Annotated in this window: 15 protein-coding genes; 14 read left to right on the plus strand and 1 reads right to left on the minus strand. The window is 72.1% G+C overall.

What is annotated here, in order from left to right; all coding sequences use genetic code 11:
• The first annotated feature begins 8 nt into the window (after positions 1 to 8).
• From murJ to ACQPYD_RS08915, 6 genes are all read left to right on the plus strand, one after another.
• Complete coding sequence (gene murJ, locus ACQPYD_RS08890; RefSeq protein WP_433702000.1) at positions 9 to 1631, plus strand: murein biosynthesis integral membrane protein MurJ; 1623 nt, start codon at positions 9 to 11, stop codon at positions 1629 to 1631.
• Positions 1628 to 2710, plus strand: coding sequence for a glycosyltransferase family 4 protein (locus ACQPYD_RS08895; RefSeq protein ID WP_433700533.1), 1083 nt, complete (start codon positions 1628 to 1630; stop codon positions 2708 to 2710). The genes murJ and ACQPYD_RS08895 overlap by 4 nt, the downstream gene beginning before the upstream one ends.
• Before the next feature lie 370 nt (positions 2711 to 3080).
• The gene (locus ACQPYD_RS08900; RefSeq protein WP_433700534.1) at positions 3081 to 4100 is read left to right on the plus strand and encodes a TerC family protein; all 1020 of its coding nucleotides are present in this window, start codon (positions 3081 to 3083) and stop codon (positions 4098 to 4100) included.
• A 333-nt stretch (positions 4101 to 4433) separates the two neighbouring features.
• Positions 4434 to 7268 carry an excinuclease ABC subunit UvrA gene (uvrA, locus tag ACQPYD_RS08905; RefSeq protein ID WP_433700535.1) on the plus strand — a complete coding sequence of 945 codons (2835 nt, stop codon included), beginning with the start codon at positions 4434 to 4436 and terminating at the stop codon, positions 7266 to 7268.
• Positions 7269 to 7489: 221 nt separating this feature from the next.
• The gene (locus ACQPYD_RS08910) at positions 7490 to 8191 is read left to right on the plus strand and encodes an RDD family protein (protein WP_433700536.1); all 702 of its coding nucleotides are present in this window, start codon (positions 7490 to 7492) and stop codon (positions 8189 to 8191) included.
• A 133-nt stretch (positions 8192 to 8324) separates the two neighbouring features.
• Positions 8325 to 8711, plus strand: coding sequence for a Rieske (2Fe-2S) protein (locus ACQPYD_RS08915; RefSeq protein ID WP_267948978.1), 387 nt, complete (start codon positions 8325 to 8327; stop codon positions 8709 to 8711).
• Positions 8712 to 8789: 78 nt separating this feature from the next.
• Here ACQPYD_RS08915 and ACQPYD_RS08920 read toward each other — a convergent pair whose 3' ends face one another.
• Positions 8790 to 9923: a mechanosensitive ion channel family protein gene (locus tag ACQPYD_RS08920; RefSeq protein WP_433700537.1), complete on the minus strand. Its 1134-nt coding sequence runs from the start codon at positions 9921 to 9923 to the stop codon at positions 8790 to 8792.
• Positions 9924 to 10154: 231 nt separating this feature from the next.
• Between ACQPYD_RS08920 and uvrC the strand changes: the two genes are divergently transcribed.
• The 8 genes from uvrC (at position 10155) to tpiA (ending at position 19410) form a co-directional block, all read left to right on the plus strand.
• Positions 10155 to 12182, plus strand: coding sequence for an excinuclease ABC subunit UvrC (uvrC, locus tag ACQPYD_RS08925; protein ID WP_433700538.1), 2028 nt, complete (start codon positions 10155 to 10157; stop codon positions 12180 to 12182).
• Positions 12179 to 13063: an RNase adapter RapZ gene (gene rapZ / locus ACQPYD_RS08930; RefSeq protein WP_267948981.1), complete on the plus strand. Its 885-nt coding sequence runs from the start codon at positions 12179 to 12181 to the stop codon at positions 13061 to 13063. The genes uvrC and rapZ overlap by 4 nt, the downstream gene beginning before the upstream one ends.
• A gap of 253 nt (positions 13064 to 13316) precedes the next feature.
• The gene (locus tag ACQPYD_RS08935) at positions 13317 to 14291 is read left to right on the plus strand and encodes a gluconeogenesis factor YvcK family protein (protein WP_433700539.1); all 975 of its coding nucleotides are present in this window, start codon (positions 13317 to 13319) and stop codon (positions 14289 to 14291) included.
• Between the two features lie 38 nt (positions 14292 to 14329).
• A complete protein-coding gene (locus ACQPYD_RS08940; protein ID WP_433700540.1) occupies positions 14330 to 14722 on the plus strand; it encodes a DUF488 domain-containing protein in 393 nt (130 codons plus the stop codon).
• 201 nt (positions 14723 to 14923) lie between these two features.
• A complete protein-coding gene (whiA, locus tag ACQPYD_RS08945) occupies positions 14924 to 15904 on the plus strand; it encodes a DNA-binding protein WhiA (protein ID WP_267948984.1) in 981 nt (326 codons plus the stop codon).
• 331 nt (positions 15905 to 16235) lie between these two features.
• Positions 16236 to 17240, plus strand: coding sequence for a type I glyceraldehyde-3-phosphate dehydrogenase (gap, locus tag ACQPYD_RS08950; RefSeq protein WP_267948985.1), 1005 nt, complete (start codon positions 16236 to 16238; stop codon positions 17238 to 17240).
• A 136-nt stretch (positions 17241 to 17376) separates the two neighbouring features.
• On the plus strand, positions 17377 to 18561 hold the full coding sequence (locus ACQPYD_RS08955; RefSeq protein WP_433700541.1) for a phosphoglycerate kinase: 1185 nt from the start codon (positions 17377 to 17379) through the stop codon (positions 18559 to 18561).
• 72 nt (positions 18562 to 18633) lie between these two features.
• Entirely contained in the window at positions 18634 to 19410 is a 777-nt protein-coding gene (gene tpiA, locus ACQPYD_RS08960; RefSeq protein WP_355013410.1) for a triose-phosphate isomerase, read from the plus strand.
• Positions 19411 to 19677 lie beyond the last annotated feature (267 nt).

Genomic DNA, 19677 nt, shown 5'->3' on the forward strand with positions numbered 1-19677 from the left:
TGTCCGCGGTGTCCCGCGCCGTCCACGGCGTGACCAGCGGTGTCGGCGCGGCGGCGGCGCTCATCGCGGTGGCCACTGTCGGGGCGCGCCTGGCGGGGTTCGGCCGCACGGTCGTCTTCTCGCAGACCGTCGGCGACACCTGCCTGGGCACCGCGTACGTCACCGCGAACCAGATCCCCGCCGTCCTGTTCGAGATCGTCATCGGCGGGGCGCTCACGGCCGTGGTCGTCCCCGTCATGGCCTCGGCCGCCGCCCGCGGCGACCACGACCAGGTGCGCCGCACCGCGTCCGCGCTCATCACCTGGGTGCTGCTCCTGTCCGTCCCGCTGTCCGTCCTGCTGGCCCTCGCGGCGCCACCGGTGACGGCGCTGATGCTCGGAGCCGGAGCCGGCTGCGACGGGGAGGCGCTGCTCGCCCTGTCCTCCCGCATGCTCGTGGTCTTCGCACCTCAGATCGTCTTCTACGGGCTGGCCTCGGTCCTGTACGGCGTCCTCCAGGCGCACCGCAGGTTCCTGGCGCCCGCGCTGGCGCCGCTGCTGTCCAGCCTCGTGGTGATCGCCGCCTGCCTGGCCTTCGTGCCGCTGGGCGGCGGCCACCGCCAGGACGTCGCGGGCCTGCCCGCCGCGGCGGAGCTCACCCTGTCGCTCGGCACCACCGCGGGGGCGGCGGCCCTGTTCCTGACGGTGCTGGGCCCCGCCGCGCGGCTGAGGACGCGACCCCGGCCGCGCCTGACGTTCCCCGCCGGTGTGGGGGGACGGGTGCGCTCCCTGGCGGCGGCGTCACTGCTGCCGCTGGTGGCCATGCAGGTGTGCCTCCTGCTGTCGGTGGCGCTGGCCAACTGGGGCGGGGGCCCGGGGGCGGCCGTGCTCTACACCTACGCGTGGGCCCTGTTCACCCTCCCGTACGGGGTGATCGCGGTCCCCATCGCGACGAGCGCCTTCACCGCCCTCGCCGTGGCCCACGCCGAACACGACCGCGAGGGGTTCGCCGCGCTCGCCGCCGGAGGCGCCCGCGCCTGTGTGGTGGCCACGGCCGGGGTGGGCACCGCGCTGGCGGCCGCCGCCGCCCCGGTGGCCGGGGTCTTCGCCCAGCAGGATCCGCAGACCCTCGAGCGCGCCCTGCTGGCCTACGCTCCGGGTGTGGTGGGCTTCGGCCTGGTCGCCCTGCTCAGCCGGGCCCTGTACGCGTCCCACCACGGACGTTCCGCCGCCGCAGCCCAGGTGGTGGGGTGGCTCGTGGTGACGGCGTGCGCCGCGGTTCTGGTGTGGCTGCTCCCCCCGGGATGGTCGATCGCCGGACTGGGCGCGGCCAGCACGGTCGGCCTGACCCTGGCCGCCGTACTGCTCTGCGCGGGCGTGGCGCGCGCGCACGGCCGCGGCGCCCTGGAGGGCGTGGCGCGCTCGGTGCTGGCCGCCGCCCTCGGCGGCGGCGCCGGATGGGTGGCGGGCCGGGCGGTCGCCGGGCTCCTGCCCGCCGACGGGGTGTGGCAGTCGGCGGGGGCGGCCGCCTCGGCGGGCGCCGCGGGGCTGGTGGTCTACGCGGCGGTCGCGGCCCTGGCGGACCGCGCCGCCGTGCGGGCCGTCGCCGACCGGGCCAGGACCGTACTCGAACGCAGGAGGGGGAAGCGGTGAACGGCAGGATCGCGCTGGTCGTCGGTACCAGCACAGGAGGCGTCGGCCGCCACGTCCGCTCACTGGGCGCGGGGCTGCGCGCCCGCGGGTACCGGGTGGCGGTGCTCGGCCCGGCCGAGGCCGAGCAGGAGTTCGGGTTCACCTCGGAGGGCCTGCGCTTCTCCCCGGTGCCCATCGGTCCCGCGCCCTCGGCGGGGGACCCCGGCGCGGTGCTGCTCCTGCGCTCGCTGACGCGCGGCGCGGACGTGGTTCACGCGCACGGGATGCGCGCCGGGGCCCTCTGCGCGCTGGCGGGCGCCCGGCCGCTGGTGGTGACGGCGCACAACGCGCCGCCGCCGGTCGGGGGCCTCCTGGCCCTGGCCTACCCCCTCCTGGAGCGGATCGTGGCCCACCGCGCGGACGCGGTGCTGGGAGTGTCCGGCGACCTGGTGCGGCGGATGCGCGCCCTCGGGGCGCGGGAGGCCCGCCTCGCGGTGGTGGCCGCGCCGGAGACGGGGACGCCGCTGAACGGGCGCGAGGCCACGCGCGCCGACCTGGCCGTCCTTCCCGACCGCCCCCTGCTGCTGACCATCGGCCGGCTCGCGGAGCAGAAGGGGCTGCACATGCTCCTGGACGCGGCGCCCTCCATCGCCGCCCGCAGCCCGGAGCCGGTGATCGCGATCGCAGGGGACGGCCCCCTCTGGGGCCGGCTGCACGACACGGCGGCCGAGATGGACGCCGACGTGCGCATGCTCGGCCACCGCTCGGACGTGGCCGACCTCCTCGCCGCCGCGGACGTGTTCTGCCTCACCAGCCAGTGGGAGGGGCCGTCGCTGGTGATCATGGAGGCGCTGCGGGCGGGGCTGCCCGTGGTCTCCACCCGGGTCGGGGGGATCCCCGACCTGTACGCGGGGACGGTGCTGATGGTGCCGCCGGGGGACACGGAGGCGTTCGCGGCCGCGGTGGGGCGGGTCCTGGACGACCCCGTGCTGGCCGCGGACCTGCGGACCCGTGCACGGGAGACCGCGCGGACGCTGCCGAGCGAGGAGGACGCGGTGGAGGCCGCCGCCGCCGTCTACAAGTCGGTGCTCCGCCGCTGAGCCGCGGGGCGCCGGGAGGCGGGGCGCGGCGGGATCCCCCGGACCGGGGGACGGGGACCCCTACCCGGGGGTCTGACCCATGTGTCCCGGGGGAGCGATGAATACCACCGCCGCCGCGTCTTCCCGGGAGAGGCCGGAGATGCCATCCTGATCAGTGGGTCCGAAGGTGTGTCACGGAGTGCGCACGACCGGTACCCTTGTTTTCACGTGAGGGGAGTATCCCTGTCGCGGCGGTGTCGTCATCACGGAGTACAGAGTCGTTCTCCCGGTGCCGTCGGTTCCCGTCCTCCGGACGTGAGCGGGAGAGACCTCCGGTAGTTCGACGTGCGTGCACACTGCTCGCGCGCACCAACCGGAGGAGAATCCGTCTGTGGACGTTCCCATGTGGGTGTGGGCTGCGACGATCGGTGGCATGATCGCCGTCCTGGTGATCGACCTGGCCATCGTCGACCACCCCTGGAGCAAGAAAAAGGGTCCCCAGGAGTTCGGGATCAAGCAGGCTGCCTGGTGGGCGGCCTTCTACATCGGCATCGCCATCCTCTTCGGTTTCGGGGTCTGGTACTTCGGCGGCGGCGCGGCCGGCGCGGAGTACTTCGCGGGCTTCGTCACCGAGAAGAGCCTGAGCATCGACAACCTCTTCGTGTTCTACCTCCTCATGGGCTCCTTCGCGGTGCCCAGGAAGTACCAGCACGAGGTCCTGCTCGTCGGCATCGTGATCGCGCTCATCATGCGCGGCATCTTCATCGTCCTCGGCGCCCAGGTGATCAACGCCTGGAGCGAGGTCTTCTACCTCTTCGGCGCCTTCCTGATCTACACCGGTTACAAGATCCTCCGTGACCACATCAAGGGCGACGAGGAGGAGAAGGACTTCACGCAGACCCCCGTGGTCCGACTGGTCAAGCGCTTCTGGCCGGTCAGCAGCGAGTACCACGGCGCCAAGCTGACCGTGAAGCTCGACGGCAAGCGCCACGTCACCCCGATGCTCCTGGTCATCCTCGCGATCGGCGTCATCGACCTGGTCTTCGCGGTCGACTCCATCCCGGCGATCTTCGGCCTGACCCAGGACGCCTACATCGTCTTCACCGCCAACGCCTTCGCCCTGCTGGGCCTGCGCCAGCTGTACTTCCTGCTGGCCGGCCTGATGGACCGCCTGGCCTACATCAGCTGGGGCCTGTCGGCGATCATGCTGTTCATCGGCGTGAAGATGATCTTCCACGCGCTGCACGAGAACGGCATCCACATCGTCGACATCGGCATCGGCACCTCGCTGACCGTGATTCTCGGCATCATGACGATCACCATCGTCGGAAGCCTCGTCAAGTCCAGGATCGACGAGCGCGCCAAGCCCGCCGTCGAGGAGGAGAAGGACGTTCCGGCCGACAGGTCCTGATCTCGGGCGGGCGGCCTCCGGGCGGCCCGCGGACATCCTGCGGAACGGCCTTTTTCGAACAGCTGTTCGTCTATAGTGGTGGTGTCCTGGCGCGTGAGCGCCGGGGCGCCACCACTTCTCCGTAGTGGAAGAAACCGACGTCGGCGATCGTTAGTCTTGACGGACGGGGAAGGCCGGAGGCCTCCCCGCATCCCCTCACCGGCCCGATTCCGAGGCCGAGGCGGTCGCCCGAGGCCGTTCGCCCGCCACGCCGCGAAGCCACACACGGGTCGCCCGCCGTCATCGGACGCGGTCCGCGACCCGGTGCGCCTATGCCGAAGGATGTCTCACTCGATGGTCGAACAACTGGTAGTCCGGGGAGCCCGAGAGCACAACCTCAAGGACGTCTCGCTGGACCTGCCGCGTGACTCCATGATCGTGTTCACCGGCCTGTCGGGGTCGGGGAAGTCGTCGCTGGCCTTCGACACGATCTTCGCCGAGGGGCAGCGCCGCTACGTCGAGTCCCTCTCGGCCTACGCGCGCCAGTTCCTCGGCCAGATGGACAAGCCGGACGTGGACTTCATCGAGGGCCTGTCCCCGGCGGTGTCCATCGACCAGAAGTCCACCAGCCGCAACCCGCGCTCCACCGTCGGCACCATCACCGAGGTGTACGACTACCTGCGCCTGCTGTGGGCCCGCATCGGCGTGCCGCACTGTCCGGAGTGCCGCCGGGAGATCGCGCGGCAGACGCCGCAGCAGATCGTGGACCGTGTCCTGGAGATGACCGAGGGCACCCGCTTCCAGGTGCTGGCCCCGGTCGTGCGCGGACGCAAGGGCGAGTACACCGAGCTCTTCAAGGACCTGCAGTCCAAGGGCTACACCCGGGCGATCGTGGACGGCGAGGCGGTGCGCCTGGACGAGGCGCCCAAGCTGGGCCGCTACGACAAGCACGACATCGCCGTGGTCGTGGACCGGCTCTCCGTCAAGGAGAGCGCCCGAGGCCGGCTCAACGATTCCGTCGAGACCGCGCTCAAGCTCGCCGGCGGCACCATCGTCCTGGACTTCGTGGACCTGGACGCCGACGACGCCGAGCGGGAGAAGGTGTTCTCCGAGCACCTCTACTGCCCCTACGACGACCTCTCCTTCGAGCAGCTCGAACCCCGCTCCTTCTCCTTCAACGCCCCCTACGGCGCCTGCCCCGACTGCTCGGGCCTGGGCACCCGCATGGAGGTCGACGCCGAGCTGCTGGTCCCGGACCCGGAGAAGACGCTGGCCGAGGGCGCCATCGGCCCCTGGTCGGGCGGGCCCAACAGCGGCTACTGGGAGCGCATCCTGACCGCGGTCGGCGAGGCCGTCGGGTTCGACCTGGACACCCCCTGGGAGCGGCTGCCGCGCCGCGCGCGCAAGGCGCTCATGGAGGGGCACGACACCCAGGTCCACGTCACCTACCGCAACAGGTACGGGCGCAACCGCTCCTACTACACCGAGTTCGAGGGCGTCATCCCCTGGGTGAAGCGCCGCCACTCCGAGACCGAGAGCGACTACGGTCGCGAGCGGCTGGAGGGGTACATGCGCACCGTGCCCTGCCCCACCTGCGAGGGGACCCGCCTCAAGCCGGTCGTGCTGGCCGTGACGGTGGGCGGCCGGTCCATCGCCGACGTCGCGCAGATGTCGCTCACCGACAGCGCCGCCTTCCTCGCCGGACTCACGCTCTCCGACCGCGACGCGGTCATCGCGGCCCAGGTCCTCAAGGAGATCAACGCCCGTCTCGGCTTCCTGCTCGACGTCGGCCTCGACTACCTGAGCCTGGCCCGCTCCTCCGGGTCGCTCTCCGGTGGCGAGGCCCAGCGGATCAGGCTCGCCACGCAGATCGGCTCCGGTCTGGTGGGAGTGCTGTACGTGCTCGACGAGCCGTCCATCGGCCTGCACCAGCGCGACAACGCCCGCCTCCTGGAGACCCTCCAGCGGCTGCGCGACATCGGCAACACGCTGATCGTGGTCGAGCACGACGAGGACACCATCCGCGCCGCCGACTGGGTGGTGGACATCGGCCCCGGCGCGGGCGAGCACGGCGGGCACGTCGTGGTGTCCGGCATCGTGGACGAACTCCTCACCTCCGAGACGTCGCTGACCGGCGAGTACCTGTCCGGCCGGCGCGTCATCGCGCTCCCCGAGGGGCGGCGCCCCCTCACGAAGGGGCACGAGCTGGTGGTGAAGGGCGCCCGGGAGAACAACCTCCACGGGATCGACGTCGCGTTCCCGCTGGGCGTGTTCACGGCCGTCACGGGCGTGTCCGGTTCGGGCAAGTCCACCCTGGTCAACGAGATCCTGTACAAGGCGCTGGCCAAGGAGCTCAACGGCGCGCGCGACGTGCCCGGCCGGCACGTGCGGGTCAACGGCATGAACAAGGTCGACAAGGTCGTGCACGTCGACCAGAGCCCGATCGGGCGCACCCCGCGCTCCAACCCGGCCACCTACTCCGGGGTCTTCGACCACATCCGCAAGCTGTTCGCGCAGACCACCGACGCCAAGACGCGCGGCTACCAGCCCGGCCGGTTCTCCTTCAACGTCAAGGGCGGCCGCTGCGAGGCCTGCGCCGGCGACGGCACGCTCAAGATCGAGATGCAGTTCCTGCCCGACGTCTACGTGCCCTGCGAGATCTGCCACGGCGCCCGGTACAACCGGGAGACCCTCCAGGTCCACTACAAGGGCAAGAGCATCTCCGAGGTGCTCGAGATGCCCATCTCCGAGGCGCTGGAGTTCTTCGAGCCGATCAACGCCATCCGCCGCCACCTCCAGACCCTGGACGACGTCGGCCTGGGGTACGTCCGGCTCGGGCAGCCCGCCACCACCCTCTCGGGCGGTGAGGCCCAGCGCGTCAAGCTCGCGGCGGAGCTCCAGCGGCGTTCCACCGGCCGGACGGTGTACGTGCTGGACGAGCCGACCACGGGCCTGCACTTCGAGGACATCCGCAAGCTGCTGGGCGTGCTCAACCGGCTGGCGGACACCGGCAACACGGTGATCGTCATCGAGCACAACCTCGACGTCATCAAGACCGCGGACCACGTCATCGACATGGGACCCGAGGGCGGTTCGGGCGGCGGCACGGTGATCGCTGAGGGCACCCCGGAGGAGGTCGCGGCGGTCGCCGAGTCCTACACCGGGCGGTTCCTCGCCAAGCTGCTCTAGCGGTCCGGGGCCGAACGGGCCCGCCCCCGCCGAACCCGGCGGGGGCGGGCCCCTCGCCGTCCCGGGCCGGGGCCGCCCGGCGCCGACCGGGACGCGGAAGGGGCCGGCCACAGCGGATCGGCCCGATCACGACGGGTGCCGCCGGGTGGGTACAGTCGGGCGTGTCCGTGCGCCACCCTGCCCCGCGCAGCCCCTCGACAGCCAGGAGGTCGGCCACCGCCATGAACGCTCCCCCGCCCGGACCCGAACACGGAGTGCGGCCGGAGGGCCGCCAGGAGCCGCCCCACGACCGGGCGTACGGGTACGCCCCCGCGGACCCGGACGAGACCACCGTGCCCGGCGGCGGGCACGCGGCCCCCTCCGCCCCTCCCGGGCCCGAGCGGCTGTACCCGCTGGCGGGCTGGCGGACCCGGGTCATGGCCAGGCTCATCGACCTCGGCCTGGTCGCCCTGCCCGCGCTGCTCGTCGGACTCGTCGTGACGCTGGCCTGGGTCGGCGTCCAGCAGGTCTCCAACGGGTCGACGCAGGGCATCGAGGACCGGTACCCGGTCTTCCTGTCGGTGGTCTGGTTCGCGTTCTACACCGGCTACGAGACCTTCGCCCTCGCCCGGCGGAGCCAGACCCTGGGCAAGCGCAGGCTGGGGCTGAAGGTGGCGCCGGTGGAGGGCACCGGCAGCCTGGGCGCCGTGCGCATCACCGCCCTGGTCGTGCGCGCCGCGCTGCTGGCGCTGCCCTTCCTGTTCGTGTACCTGCTGTTCTTCGCCCTCGGCTGGCTCTGGTGGCTGCTGGTCGCCGTCATGGCGGTGCTCACCGGCGGCATGGCCGCCTGGAACAGGCCCAACCGGCAGGGCCTGCACGACAGGATCGCGGGGACCGTGGTGCTCGACGTCGCCGACCCGCAGGCGCACCCCCCGGCCCCGTAGCCCCGGCCGGGGGAGCTTCCCGAGGGGCCCCGGCGCAGGGCACCCCTTGACGCCTACTACATTGTGTAGTGATATTTCCGCGCAGGTGAGGGAGCGTTCGGTCGTGGCCGGTAAGAGGACGTGCGGGTGCGGGGTGAGCAGGCGGAGCCTGCTCGGAACGGCGGGCGCGGCGGCGGCCGTCACGGCCGTGAGCGCCTGCGGCGGGGAACCGCCCCGTCCGCAGGACGTCCGGCGCGGCCAGGTGGTCGGCCAGACCACCGACGTCCCCGAGGGGGCGGGCGCGGTCTTCCACCACAGCAAGCTGGTGGTGACCCAGCCGGAGAAGGACGACTACCGGGCGTTCAGCGCCTCCTGCACGCACGGGGGCTGCACCGTCCAGGAGGTCGACGACGTCATCCGGTGCCTGTGCCACGGGAGCGAGTTCGACATCTCGACGGGCGAGGTGGTCACCGGTCCGGCGCAGGAGCCGCTGGAGGGGTTCACCGTCACGATCGACGGCGAGGACATCATCCTGGACTGATCCGGAGCGGCCCGGGGCCCGGGCCCGCACGCACGACGGTGCCCGGAGCGCGGGGCCCCGGGCGCCGTCCGCGTCGGATCAGCTCTCCCCGGGGTCTCCTCCGGGAGGGCCGGTGACGCCGTTCGGCTCCCGGCGGCGGAACGCCGAGGTGGGGAACTGCGTGGCGTACGAGGCGTCGTCGTCCCCCGAGACGAACTCGGTGCGGCTGCGCGGCAGCGACTCGGGGTAGTGCTCGACCAGCCACCCGATCAGGTGCTCGCGGATCTCGCAGGCGATGTCCCACTGGGCCCCGGTGTCGGCGGCGGTCGCGACCACCCGCACCACCACCTCGCCCGTCTGGGTGACGTCGACGACCTGGCACGACCAGCTGCGCCCGTCCCAGTTGGAGCTGGAGGTGATCAGGCGGCCGGCCTCCTCGCGCAGCTCCGCGATCGGGACCTCCCAGTCCAGGGGGAGCATGACCTTCGCGGTGATCGCCGTGCCCTGCTTGGTCCAGTTCTCGAAGCTGGTCGTGGTGAAGTTCGCGACCGGCACGACCAGGCGGCGCTCGTCCCAGATCTTGATGGTGACGTTGACCAGGCTCAGCTCCTCGACGCGCCCCCACTCGCCCTCGACCACGACCACGTCGCCGATGCGCAGCGCGTCGCTGAAGGCCAGCTGGAGCCCGGCGAACAGGTTGCTCAGGGTCGACTGGGCCGCGACACCGGCGACGATGCCGATGATGCCCGCGGAGGCCAGCAGCCCGGCGCCGAGCGCCCGCACGGAGTCGAACGTGAACAGTATCGACGCGATGGCCAGGACCACGATGATCGACGTGATGACCCGGCGCAGCAGCCGCACCTGGGTCTGGAGGCGCCGGGCCTTGCGGTCGGCGTCGCCGTTGGCGACCGACAGCCGGGCGAGGACCATGTCGGTGACGGCGTGCGCCAGGCTGATGCCCAGCGCCGTCAGCGACCCGATCATGAGGATCTGCATCGCGTGCTCGATGACCTGGTACGTGCTCCAGGGCACGTCCGTCTTGTCGGGCAGCGCGAGGTTGGCGCCGACCACCGCGGCCGCCGTGTAGCCGGAGACGCGCGTGCGCGCGACCACGTAGTCCGCGACGCGCCAGGCCTTGGCGAGCTTGTTCTTGAGCACCCATCTGATGGCGAACACCAGCAGCAGCGCGAGCGTGACGGCGATGCCGATCGCGATCCATTGGGAGGGGTCCACGACGAGGGTCCTCCTTGTCGTTCATGTCCGGAAGTTCGTCTGTACCCGCCCAACCTAGACCATGCAGATGCGCAATCGTGACGTTTGCATGACCAGGGGTGCACCCGCACGTGCGGATCCCCTCCGCCGCCGGGGCGCCGGAGCCCCCGGCGGCCGGCGTGAGCCCCGCCACGGCGGCCCCGGGCGGTCCGCGAGTGGCCGTCTGTCCCCCCGACCTACCAGAATGGGGTCATGGCTGTGACTCCTCACCTGCGTCCCGCACCCGGATCCATTCCGACCTCGCCGGGCGTCTACCGGTTCAGGGACGCGTCGGGGCAGGTCATCTACGTCGGCAAGGCCAAGAGCCTCCGGCCCCGCCTCTCCTCCTACTTCCGGGACTTCGCGGGGCTGCACCCGCGCACCCAGCAGATGGTCTCCACCGCGGCCGACGTCGACTGGACCGTCGTCGGGACCGAGGTCGAGGCGCTCCAGCTGGAGTACTCCTGGATCAAGCAGTACAACCCCCGGTTCAACGTCAAGTACCGCGACGACAAGAGCTACCCCTACCTGGCGGTGACCCTCAACGAGGAGTTCCCCCGCGTCCAGGTCATGCGCGGCGCCAAGCGCAAGGGGGTGCGCTACTTCGGCCCCTACTCCCACGCCTGGGCCATCCGCGAGACGGTCGACCTGCTGCTGCGGGTCTTCCCGGTGCGCACCTGCTCGGCGGGGGTGTTCCGCGGCGCGCGCAACAGCGGCCGCCCGTGCCTGCTCGGCTACATCGGCAAGTGCGTCGCGCCGTGCGTGGGCAAGGCCACCCCGGAGGAGCACCGCGAGCTCGCCGACGACTTCTGCTCCTTCCTGGCCGGGGACACCGGGCGGTTCATCCGCGAGCTGGAGGCGCGGATGAGGGAGGCCGCAGGGGAGATGGAGTACGAGCGCGCCGCGCGCATCCGCGACGACATCGAGGCCCTGCGCGCCGCCCTGGAGAAGCAGGCCGTCGTCCTGCCCGACTCCACCGACTGCGATGTCATCGCCATGGCCGACGACCCGCTGGAGGCGGCGGCGCAGATCTTCCACGTGCGCGGCGGCCGCATCCGCGGGCAGCGCGGCTACGTGGTGGACAAGGTCACCGACGCCGGCCCCGCCGAGCTCATGCGGACGTTCCTGGGCCAGCTCTACGGCGCGGCCGAGGGCACGGACGAGAGCGCGGGCACCGGCACCGCCGTGCCGCGCGAGGTCCTGGTCTCGCACGAGCCCGCCGACCCCGAGGCGCTGGCCGCCTGGCTCTCCGGGCACCGGGGCTCCGCCGTCGACCTGCGGGTGCCGCGGAGGGGGGACAAGAAGTCCCTCATGGAGACGGTCGAGAAGAACGCCAGGGAGGCGCTCGCCCGGCACAAGACCCACCGGGCGGGGGACCTGAGCACGCGCAGCCGCGCCCTCAACGAGATCCAGGAGGCCCTCGACCTCGCCGAGGCCCCGCTGCGCATCGAGTGCTACGACATCTCCAACCTCCAGGGGGAGCACGTGGTCGCCTCCATGGTGGTGTTCGAGGACGGGCTGGCGCGCAAGTCGGAGTACCGCCGCTTCTCCATCCGCGGCAGCGGGGAGGGCGACCGCGAGCAGCACGACGTCGCCGCCATGTACGAGGTGGTCAGGCGGCGGTTCCGCCGCTACCTGGAGGAGAGCTCCAGGAGCGGCGAGGTCGCCCGGATGGGCGAGACCGGCGAGCCCGGTGGTCACCGGACCGACGACGAACCGTCACCCGGGAAGTTCGCCTACCCGCCTAACCTGGTGGTGGTGGACGGAGCAAGGCCCCAGGCCGAGGCGGCGCGCCGCGCGCTGGACGAGCTCGGCATCGAGGACGTCGCCGTCTGCGGCCTGGCCAAGCGCCTGGAGGAGGTGTGGCTGCCCGGCGACGAGGACCCGGTGATCCTGCCGCGCACCGGGGAGGGCCTGTACCTGCTCCAGCGGCTGCGCGACGAGGCGCACCGCTTCGCCATCGCCTACCACCGGCAGAAGCGGGCCAAGGCCCTGACCGGCAGCAGCCTGGACGAGCTCCCCGGGCTGGGCCCGGCGCGAAGGTCCGCCCTGATCAAGGAGTTCGGCTCGGTGAAGAGACTTGCCTCGGCCTCGGCCGAGGAGATCGCGAACGTGCCCGGCATCGGCCCCAAGCTGGCCGAGACCGTGCACGCGCACCTGTCCGGCGGCCCCGCCGGACGGGGCGGGGAGGGTGACGGGGCCTCAGCAGGAGACACCACTGACGGGGAAGGAGACACATGACGGTCGAACTGGGCGGGGAGCTGCCGCCCGAGGTGGTCATCGTCACCGGGATGTCCGGTGCGGGCCGCAGCACGGCGGCCAGGGCCCTGGAGGACCTGGACTGGTTCGTGGTGGACAACCTGCCACCGGGCCTTCTGCCCACGATGATCGAGCTGGCCGGCCGCACGCACGGGGCGGTCCCCCGGGTCGCGGTGGTCGTGGACGTGCGCTCACTGGCCTTCACCGAGGACCTGCTGTCCACGGTGGAGGAGCTGCGCAAGCGCGACATCGTCGCACGGGTGCTCTACCTGGAGGCGGGGGACGACGCCCTGGTCCGCCGCTTCGAGGGGGTGCGCAGGCCGCACCCGCTCCAGGGCGACGGCCGCCTGACCGACGGCATCGCGCGCGAGCGCGAGACGCTGCTCGCCGTCCGCGGCGAGGCGGACCTGGTCATCGACACCTCTCAGCTCAACGTGCACCAGCTCAAGGCGCGGGTGATCGGCTTCTTCGGGGAGAGCGACGAGTCCCGGCCGCGCGCCAACGTGGTCTCCTTCGGCTTCAAGCACGGGCTCCCCGTGGACGCCGACCTCGTCCTCGACTGCCGTTTCCTCCCCAACCCCCACTGGGTGCCGGAGCTCAGGCCCATGAACGGCCGCGACGCGCCGGTGAGCGACTACGTGCTGTCCCAGGACGGGGCCAAGGAGATGCTGGAGGCGTACTCGGAGGTCCTCAGGCTGACCATCGCCGGATACCAGCGCGAGGGCAAGCACTACATGACCCTCGCGGTGGGCTGTACCGGCGGCAAGCACCGGAGCGTGGCCATGGCCGAGCAGTTCGCCGACCGGCTGCGCGGACAGGGGGTGGACGTGCACGTCGTGCACCGCGACGTGGGCCGGGAGTAGGGGAGGGGACACGCGCGGGGACGGACGGCCGGCCGGAACCGGGCCGGTCGCGCGCCCGGGGGCGGCAGGGCGGGTCAACCGAATCGCCAAGAGGGGCGTCTTCCCCTAGATTGGCCCGGTCACCGCTGGTGCCGTTCCCCGCGCGGACGGGACGCCGGCGGACCGGGGGCGTGTGCCGACCTGCTGCCCGCCGTCCTCGGCGGCACGGTCCGGCGCGTCCGCTGCAGTCGGGACGAGGGGGCAGGCCACAGCCATGGCGAGAAGCACCGGGCCGGACGGGGACGGGCCGCGCCCACCCCGGGTGGTCGCGCTGGGCGGGGGGCACGGGCTGCACGCCTCCCTCTCCGCCCTGCGAAGGGTGACCACCGACGTGACGGCGGTCGTCACGGTCGCCGACGACGGTGGTTCCAGCGGTCGGCTCCGGCAGGAGCTGGGGGTCCTCCCGCCCGGTGACCTGCGCATGGCGCTCGCCGCCCTGTGCGGGGACGACGAGTGGGGCCACACCTGGAGCCAGGTGCTCCAGCACCGGTTCAGCTCGGAGGGCGAGCTGCACGGCCACGCCGTGGGCAACCTGCTCATCGTGGCCCTGTGGGAACTCCTGGGCGACTCCGTCGCCGGACTGGACTGGGTCGGGCAGCTGCTCGGCGCCCACGGCAGGGTCCTGCCGATGTCCTCGGTCCCGCTGGAGATCGCCGCCGAGGTCTCGGGCCTGGACCCGGAGCGGCCCGACGAGCTGACGACGGTGCGCGGGCAGGTGGCGTGCGCCAGCACCAGCGGCCGGGTGCGCTCCGTCTCCCTGATCCCCGAGGCCCCGCCCGCGAGCCCGCAGGCCGTCAAGGCGGTGCGCGAGGCCGACTGGATCGTGTTCGGCCCCGGGTCCTGGTTCACGAGCGTGCTCCCGCACCTGCTGGTCCCCGATCTGGCCCACGCGCTGGTCACCACCCGGGCGCGGCGGCTGGTGACCCTCAACCTGTCCCCGCAGAGGGGCGAGACCGACGACTTCCGGCCCGAGACCTACCTGGAGGTCCTGCGCGAGCACGCCCCCAAGCTGGGGGTGGACGTGGTGCTGGCCGACCGCGGCACCGTCGACGACGCGGAGCCGCTGCGGGCGGTCACGCGTGAGCTGGGCGGACGCCTGGAACTGGGCGACCTGTCGCGCTCCGACGGCAGCCCCCGCCACGACGCCGAGCTGCTGGCGGCGGCCTTCGAGCGGATCCTGGTCGACTGACGGGTTCCCCCGGCCGCCGGCCGGGGAAGACCGGCGTCATGGCCGAACGGAACGTGTACCTGGAGCGCGTCTACGACGAGGTGCGGGACCGGGGCGGCGGGAAACCTCCGGGACCCCGCTTCCTCGTGGACCGGCTGTGGCCGCGCGGGGTGGGCAAGGCCTCCATGGAGGGCGTCCGCTGGGTCCGGGAGGCGGCTCCGAGCAGTGGGCTGCGCGCCTGGTTCGGCCACGACCCGGAGCGCTTCCGCGAGTTCGCCGAGCGCTACCGGGCGGAGCTGGACTCGCGCCCCGACGCGCTGTCGCCGATCCTCGACGCCGCCCGCCGGGGGCCGGTCACGCTCCTGTACGCCGCGAAGGACGCGGAGCACAACCACGCCGTCGTCCTGCGCGACCGCTTGGAGGAGCTCCTGCCGGGGGCGGGGGGCAATTGACCCCACACCGACACGAAGGCCGACAGCACCCCGGCGGGGAGGGAGGGCGAGGGGGCGACACGCCGTCCGGGGGTCGGCACCGAGCGTCCCGTAACGTAGTCTGCCTCGGAGAAAGTCCCCGGCGGCCAGCCCGCGGGGGCGCATCCCCGGTACCGAGCGCGCGGTGCCGGTTCGGGCTGTTCCAAGGGGAGGATCGCAGCGATGGCGATGACCGGCGTGGTGAAGGATGAGTTGAGCCGTCTGGCCATTCTCAAGCCATGCTGCCGCAAGGCGGAGGTGTCCACCATCCTGCGTTTCACCGGGGGACTGCACCTGGTGGGCGGGCGGATCGTGATCGAGGCCGAGCTCGACACCGGTGCGGCCGCGCGGCGTCTGCGCAAGGACATCTCGGAGGTGTTCGGACACGAGTCCGAGGTGGTCGTGCTCTCCCCGAGCGGGCTGCGCAAGGGCAACCGGTACGTGGTGCGGGTGATCAAGGACGGCGAGTCCCTGGCCCGCCAGACGGGCCTGGTGGACAACAACGGCCGCCCGGTGCGGGGCCTGCCCCGGCACGTGGTGGCGGGAGGGGCCTGCGACTCCGAGTCGGCGTGGCGGGGCGCGTTCATCGCGCACGGCTCCCTGACCGAGCCGGGCAGGTCGATGTCCCTGGAGGTCACCTGCCCCGGGCCGGAGGCCGCGCTGGCGCTGGTCGGCGCCGCCCGCCGCCTCAAGGTGCACGCCAAGGCGCGGGAGGTGCGCGGAGTCGACCGCGTGGTGGTCCGCGACGGCGACTCCATCGGCGCCCTCCTGACCCTGCTGGGCGCGCACCAGAGCGTGCTGGCGTGGGAGGAGCGCCGGATGAGGCGGGAGGTGCGGGCGACCGCGAACCGCCTGGCCAACTTCGACGACGCCAACCTGCGGCGCAGCGCGCGTGCGGCGGTCGCGGCCGGGGCGCGCGTGGAGCGGGCCCTGGAGATCCTGGGGGACGAGGCGCCCAAGCACCTCGTCGCGGCGGGCCAGCTGCGCCTGGCGCACAAGCAGGCGTCGCTGGAGGAGCTGGGCCAGCTGTCCGTTCCGCCGCTGACCAAGGACGCCATCGCCGGCCGCATCCGCAGGCTCCTCGCGATGGCCGACAAGCGGGCGAGCGACCTGGGCATCGAGGGGACCGAGGCCAACCTCACTCCGGACATGCTCGTCCCCTGAGCCCCGGCAGGGCGGGGGAAGGGCGGCAACAGGGCCGCAATGCGGATGTTCGGCTTTGTTAACTGGGAAAACTCCCGGATAACTTCCGAAAATGGTATAGACCTCTTAGCTTTGCGATGTCAGGATGGTCGCGAACCCGCGAGGGGTGGCGGGTCGCTGGACGCGGGGTCGGAACGGCTCCCCGTCGACATTCCGCTAGGCTCTTTGTGAACACCTGTTACGCGTTCACGCTGTTCAACACGGTTGGGTCGGGCTGTACCAGTCCGGTTTCCCCGGGAGTGTGCGAACGCGCGGGTGAAACTGATGTGCGACATATGAGGAGATTGGTTCCGTGACCATCCGTGTAGGCGTCAACGGCTTCGGTCGGATCGGCCGCAACTTCTGGCGCGCGGTCGCCGCCGGCGGCAGCGACATCGAAATCGTCGCGGTCAACGACCTCACCGACACCAAGACGCTCGCGCACCTGCTCAAGTACGACACCGTGCTCGGCACCCTCGACGGCGACGTCGAGGTCGGTGACGACTTCATCCGCGTCGGCGACAAGAACATCAAGGTCCTCGCCGAGCGCGACCCGGCCCAGCTGCCCTGGTCCGACCTCGGCGTGGACGTCGTCATCGAGTCCACCGGCCGCTTCACCAAGGCCGAGGACGCCAAGAAGCACATCGCCGCGGGCGCCAAGAAGGTCATCATCTCCGCGCCCGCCAAGGGCGAGGACCTGACCGTCGTGATGGGCGTCAACGACGACAAGTACGACCCCGCGAGCCACCACGTCATCTCCAACGCCTCCTGCACCACCAACTGCGTGGCGCCCATGGCGAAGGTGCTCCTGGACAGCTTCGGCATCGTCCAGGGCCTGATGACCACGGTGCACGCGTACACCAACGACCAGGTCATCCTGGACTTCCCGCACTCGGACCTGCGTCGTGCCCGCGCGGCCGCGCAGAACATCATCCCGACCACCACCGGCGCCGCCAAGGCCACCGCCCTGGTCATCCCCGAGCTCGCGGGCAAGCTGGACGGCATGGCCATGCGCGTCCCCGTCCCGGACGGCTCCGCCACCGACCTGGTCGTCACCCTGGAGCGCCCGGCCACCAAGGACGAGGTCAACGCCGCGTTCAAGGCCGCGGCCGAGGGCCCGCTCAAGGACGTCCTGGTCTACACCGAGGACGAGATCGTCTCGTCCGACATCGTCGGCACCCCGCCCTCCTGCACCTTCGACTCGAAGATGACGATGGTCGCGGGCAACCAGGTCAAGATCCTCGGCTGGTACGACAACGAGTGGGGTTACTCCAACCGCCTCGCCGACCTGGCCAAGCTGGTCGGCTCCAGCCTGTAACGCCCCGGCCCCCTGGCCACCGGCGCGTGAGACGGCACCCCTTCGCCCGCAGTGCGCGCGGAGGGGTGCCGTCGTGAGCACCCCCCGGCCGTACCGTCCGGGACAGAGCAGACCACACCCCAACGAGGAGACCAGCATGCGGACGATCGACGACCTCGACGTCTCCGGCAAGCGCGTGTTCGTCCGGGCCGACCTGAACGTGCCCCTGGACGGAGAACGCATCACCGACGACGGTCGCATCCGCGCGGCCCTGCCGACCATCGTCAAGCTCCGTGAGCGCGGCGCCCGCGTCATCGTCGCCGCGCACCTGGGCCGCCCCAAGGGCGCCCCGGACCCCCGCTACTCCCTGCGGCCGGTCGCCGCCCGGCTGGGCGAACTGCTGGGCGCCGAGGTGGCCTTCGCCGCCGACACCGCGGGCGAGTCCGCCCGGGCGACCGCCGCCTCCCTCCGGGACGGCGGGGTCGCGCTGCTGGAGAACGTGCGCTTCGAGCCCGGGGAGACCAGCAAGGACGACGCCGAGCGGGGCGAGCTCGCCGACCGCTTCGCCGAGCTCGCCGAGCTGTACGTCGGCGACGCCTTCGGCGCCGTGCACCGCAAGCACGCCAGCGTCTACGACCTCCCCGGCAAGCTCCCGCACGCCGTCGGCGGGCTCGTCCTGACCGAGGTCGAGGTCCTGCGCACGCTCACAGCCGACCCCCGGCGCCCCTACGCGGTGGTCCTGGGCGGCTCCAAGGTCTCCGACAAGCTCGGCGTCATCGACAACCTGCTGGGCACCGCGGACCGCATCCTCATCGGCGGCGGCATGGTGTTCACGTTCCTCAAGGCCAAGGGCTACGAGGTCGGCTCCAGCCTGCTGGAGGCCGACCAGCTCGACACCGTGCGCGGCTACCTGGAGCGCGCCGAGCGCGAGGGCGTGGAGATCGTCCTGCCCGTCGACGTCGTCGCGGCCGAGAAGTTCGCCGCCGACGCCCCGCACGCCCCGGTCGACGTCGAGGCCATCCCGGCCGACCGGATGGGCCTGGACATCGGCCCGAGGAGCCAGGAGCTCTTCGCCGGGAAGCTGGCCGACGCCAGGACCGTGTTCTGGAACGGCCCGATGGGCGTCTTCGAGATGGAGCCGTACGCGGGCGGCACCCGTGCCCTGGCCCGGGCCCTGGTCGACTCGGACGCGTTCACCGTGGTCGGCGGCGGGGACTCCGCCGCGGCCGTGCGCGCGCTGGGCTTCGACGAGGAGGCCTTCGGCCACATCTCCACCGGCGGGGGCGCCAGCCTGGAGTACCTGGAGGGCAAGGACCTGCCGGGCATCGACGCCCTCCGGTAGGACCGCGCCCCCGGAAGGCCGACGCACACGGTCGGCCACCGACCCGATCCCTCCCAGACAGGAAGTACGAACATGGCCAAGCGCCTGCCGCTCATCGCGGGCAACTGGAAGATGAACAACAACCACCTGGAGGCCATCGCGCTCGTCCAGAAGCTGGCGTTCGGGCTGAACGACAAGGACTACGACAACGCCGAGGTCGTCGTCCTGCCGCCGTTCACCGACCTGCGCAGCGTCCAGACGCTGGTCGACGGCGACAAGCTCAAGATCGGCTACGGCGCACAGGACATCTCCGCGCAGGACAAGGGCGCCTACACCGGTGAGATCTCCGGCGCCATGCTCGCCAAGCTCGACTGCTCCTACGTGCTGGTGGGCCACTCCGAGCGCCGCGAGTACCACAACGAGGACGACGCCCTGGTCAACGCCAAGGTGAAGGCGGCCTACAGGCACGGCATCGTGCCGATCCTGTGCGTCGGGGAGGGCCTGGAGGTCCGCAAGGCGGGACAGCAGGTCGAGCACGTCCTGGCCCAGCTGGACGGCGCCCTCAAGGAGGTCACGGCCGAGCAGGCCGAGCGGATCGTGGTCGCCTACGAGCCCGTGTGGGCCATCGGCACCGGAGAGGTCGCCACCCCCGGGGACGCCCAGGAGGTGTGCGCGGCGATCCGCGCCCGCCTGGCCGAGCTCTACTCGCCCGAGGTCGCGGGCGCGGTGCGCGTGCTCTACGGCGGCTCGGTCAAGGGCGACAACGCCCCCGGCATCATGGCCGAGGACGACGTCGACGGCGCCCTGGTCGGCGGCGCGTGCCTCAAGGCGGACGAGTTCGTCAAGGTGATCCGCTTCGGCGAGAAGTAGTCCCCGGGCGCCTCGTGCCGTCCCGCCCGTCACCCTTCGATGTCGAACGGTGACGGGCGGAGTGCCCGACAGGTCCGCCGGTCGGGCTAGACTTCGCTGTGGGGTTCTCCGTGCCTCGCGGTTTCCCCACCCGTGCCGCCAAGGCACGGTAAAATCCGAAATTGTCCCCGGTCTCCTCCTTCCCCTTCTCCGTACAGGCCCGGTGCCGCGGCGCCGCCGCCGGTACGGGCGGGAAATGGGGGATCGAGGTTTCCATCCCCCCGCTGC

The organism is Nocardiopsis sp. CA-288880 (genome assembly GCF_050955985.1).
GTDB classification, from domain to species: domain Bacteria; phylum Actinomycetota; class Actinomycetes; order Streptosporangiales; family Streptosporangiaceae; genus Nocardiopsis; species Nocardiopsis tropica.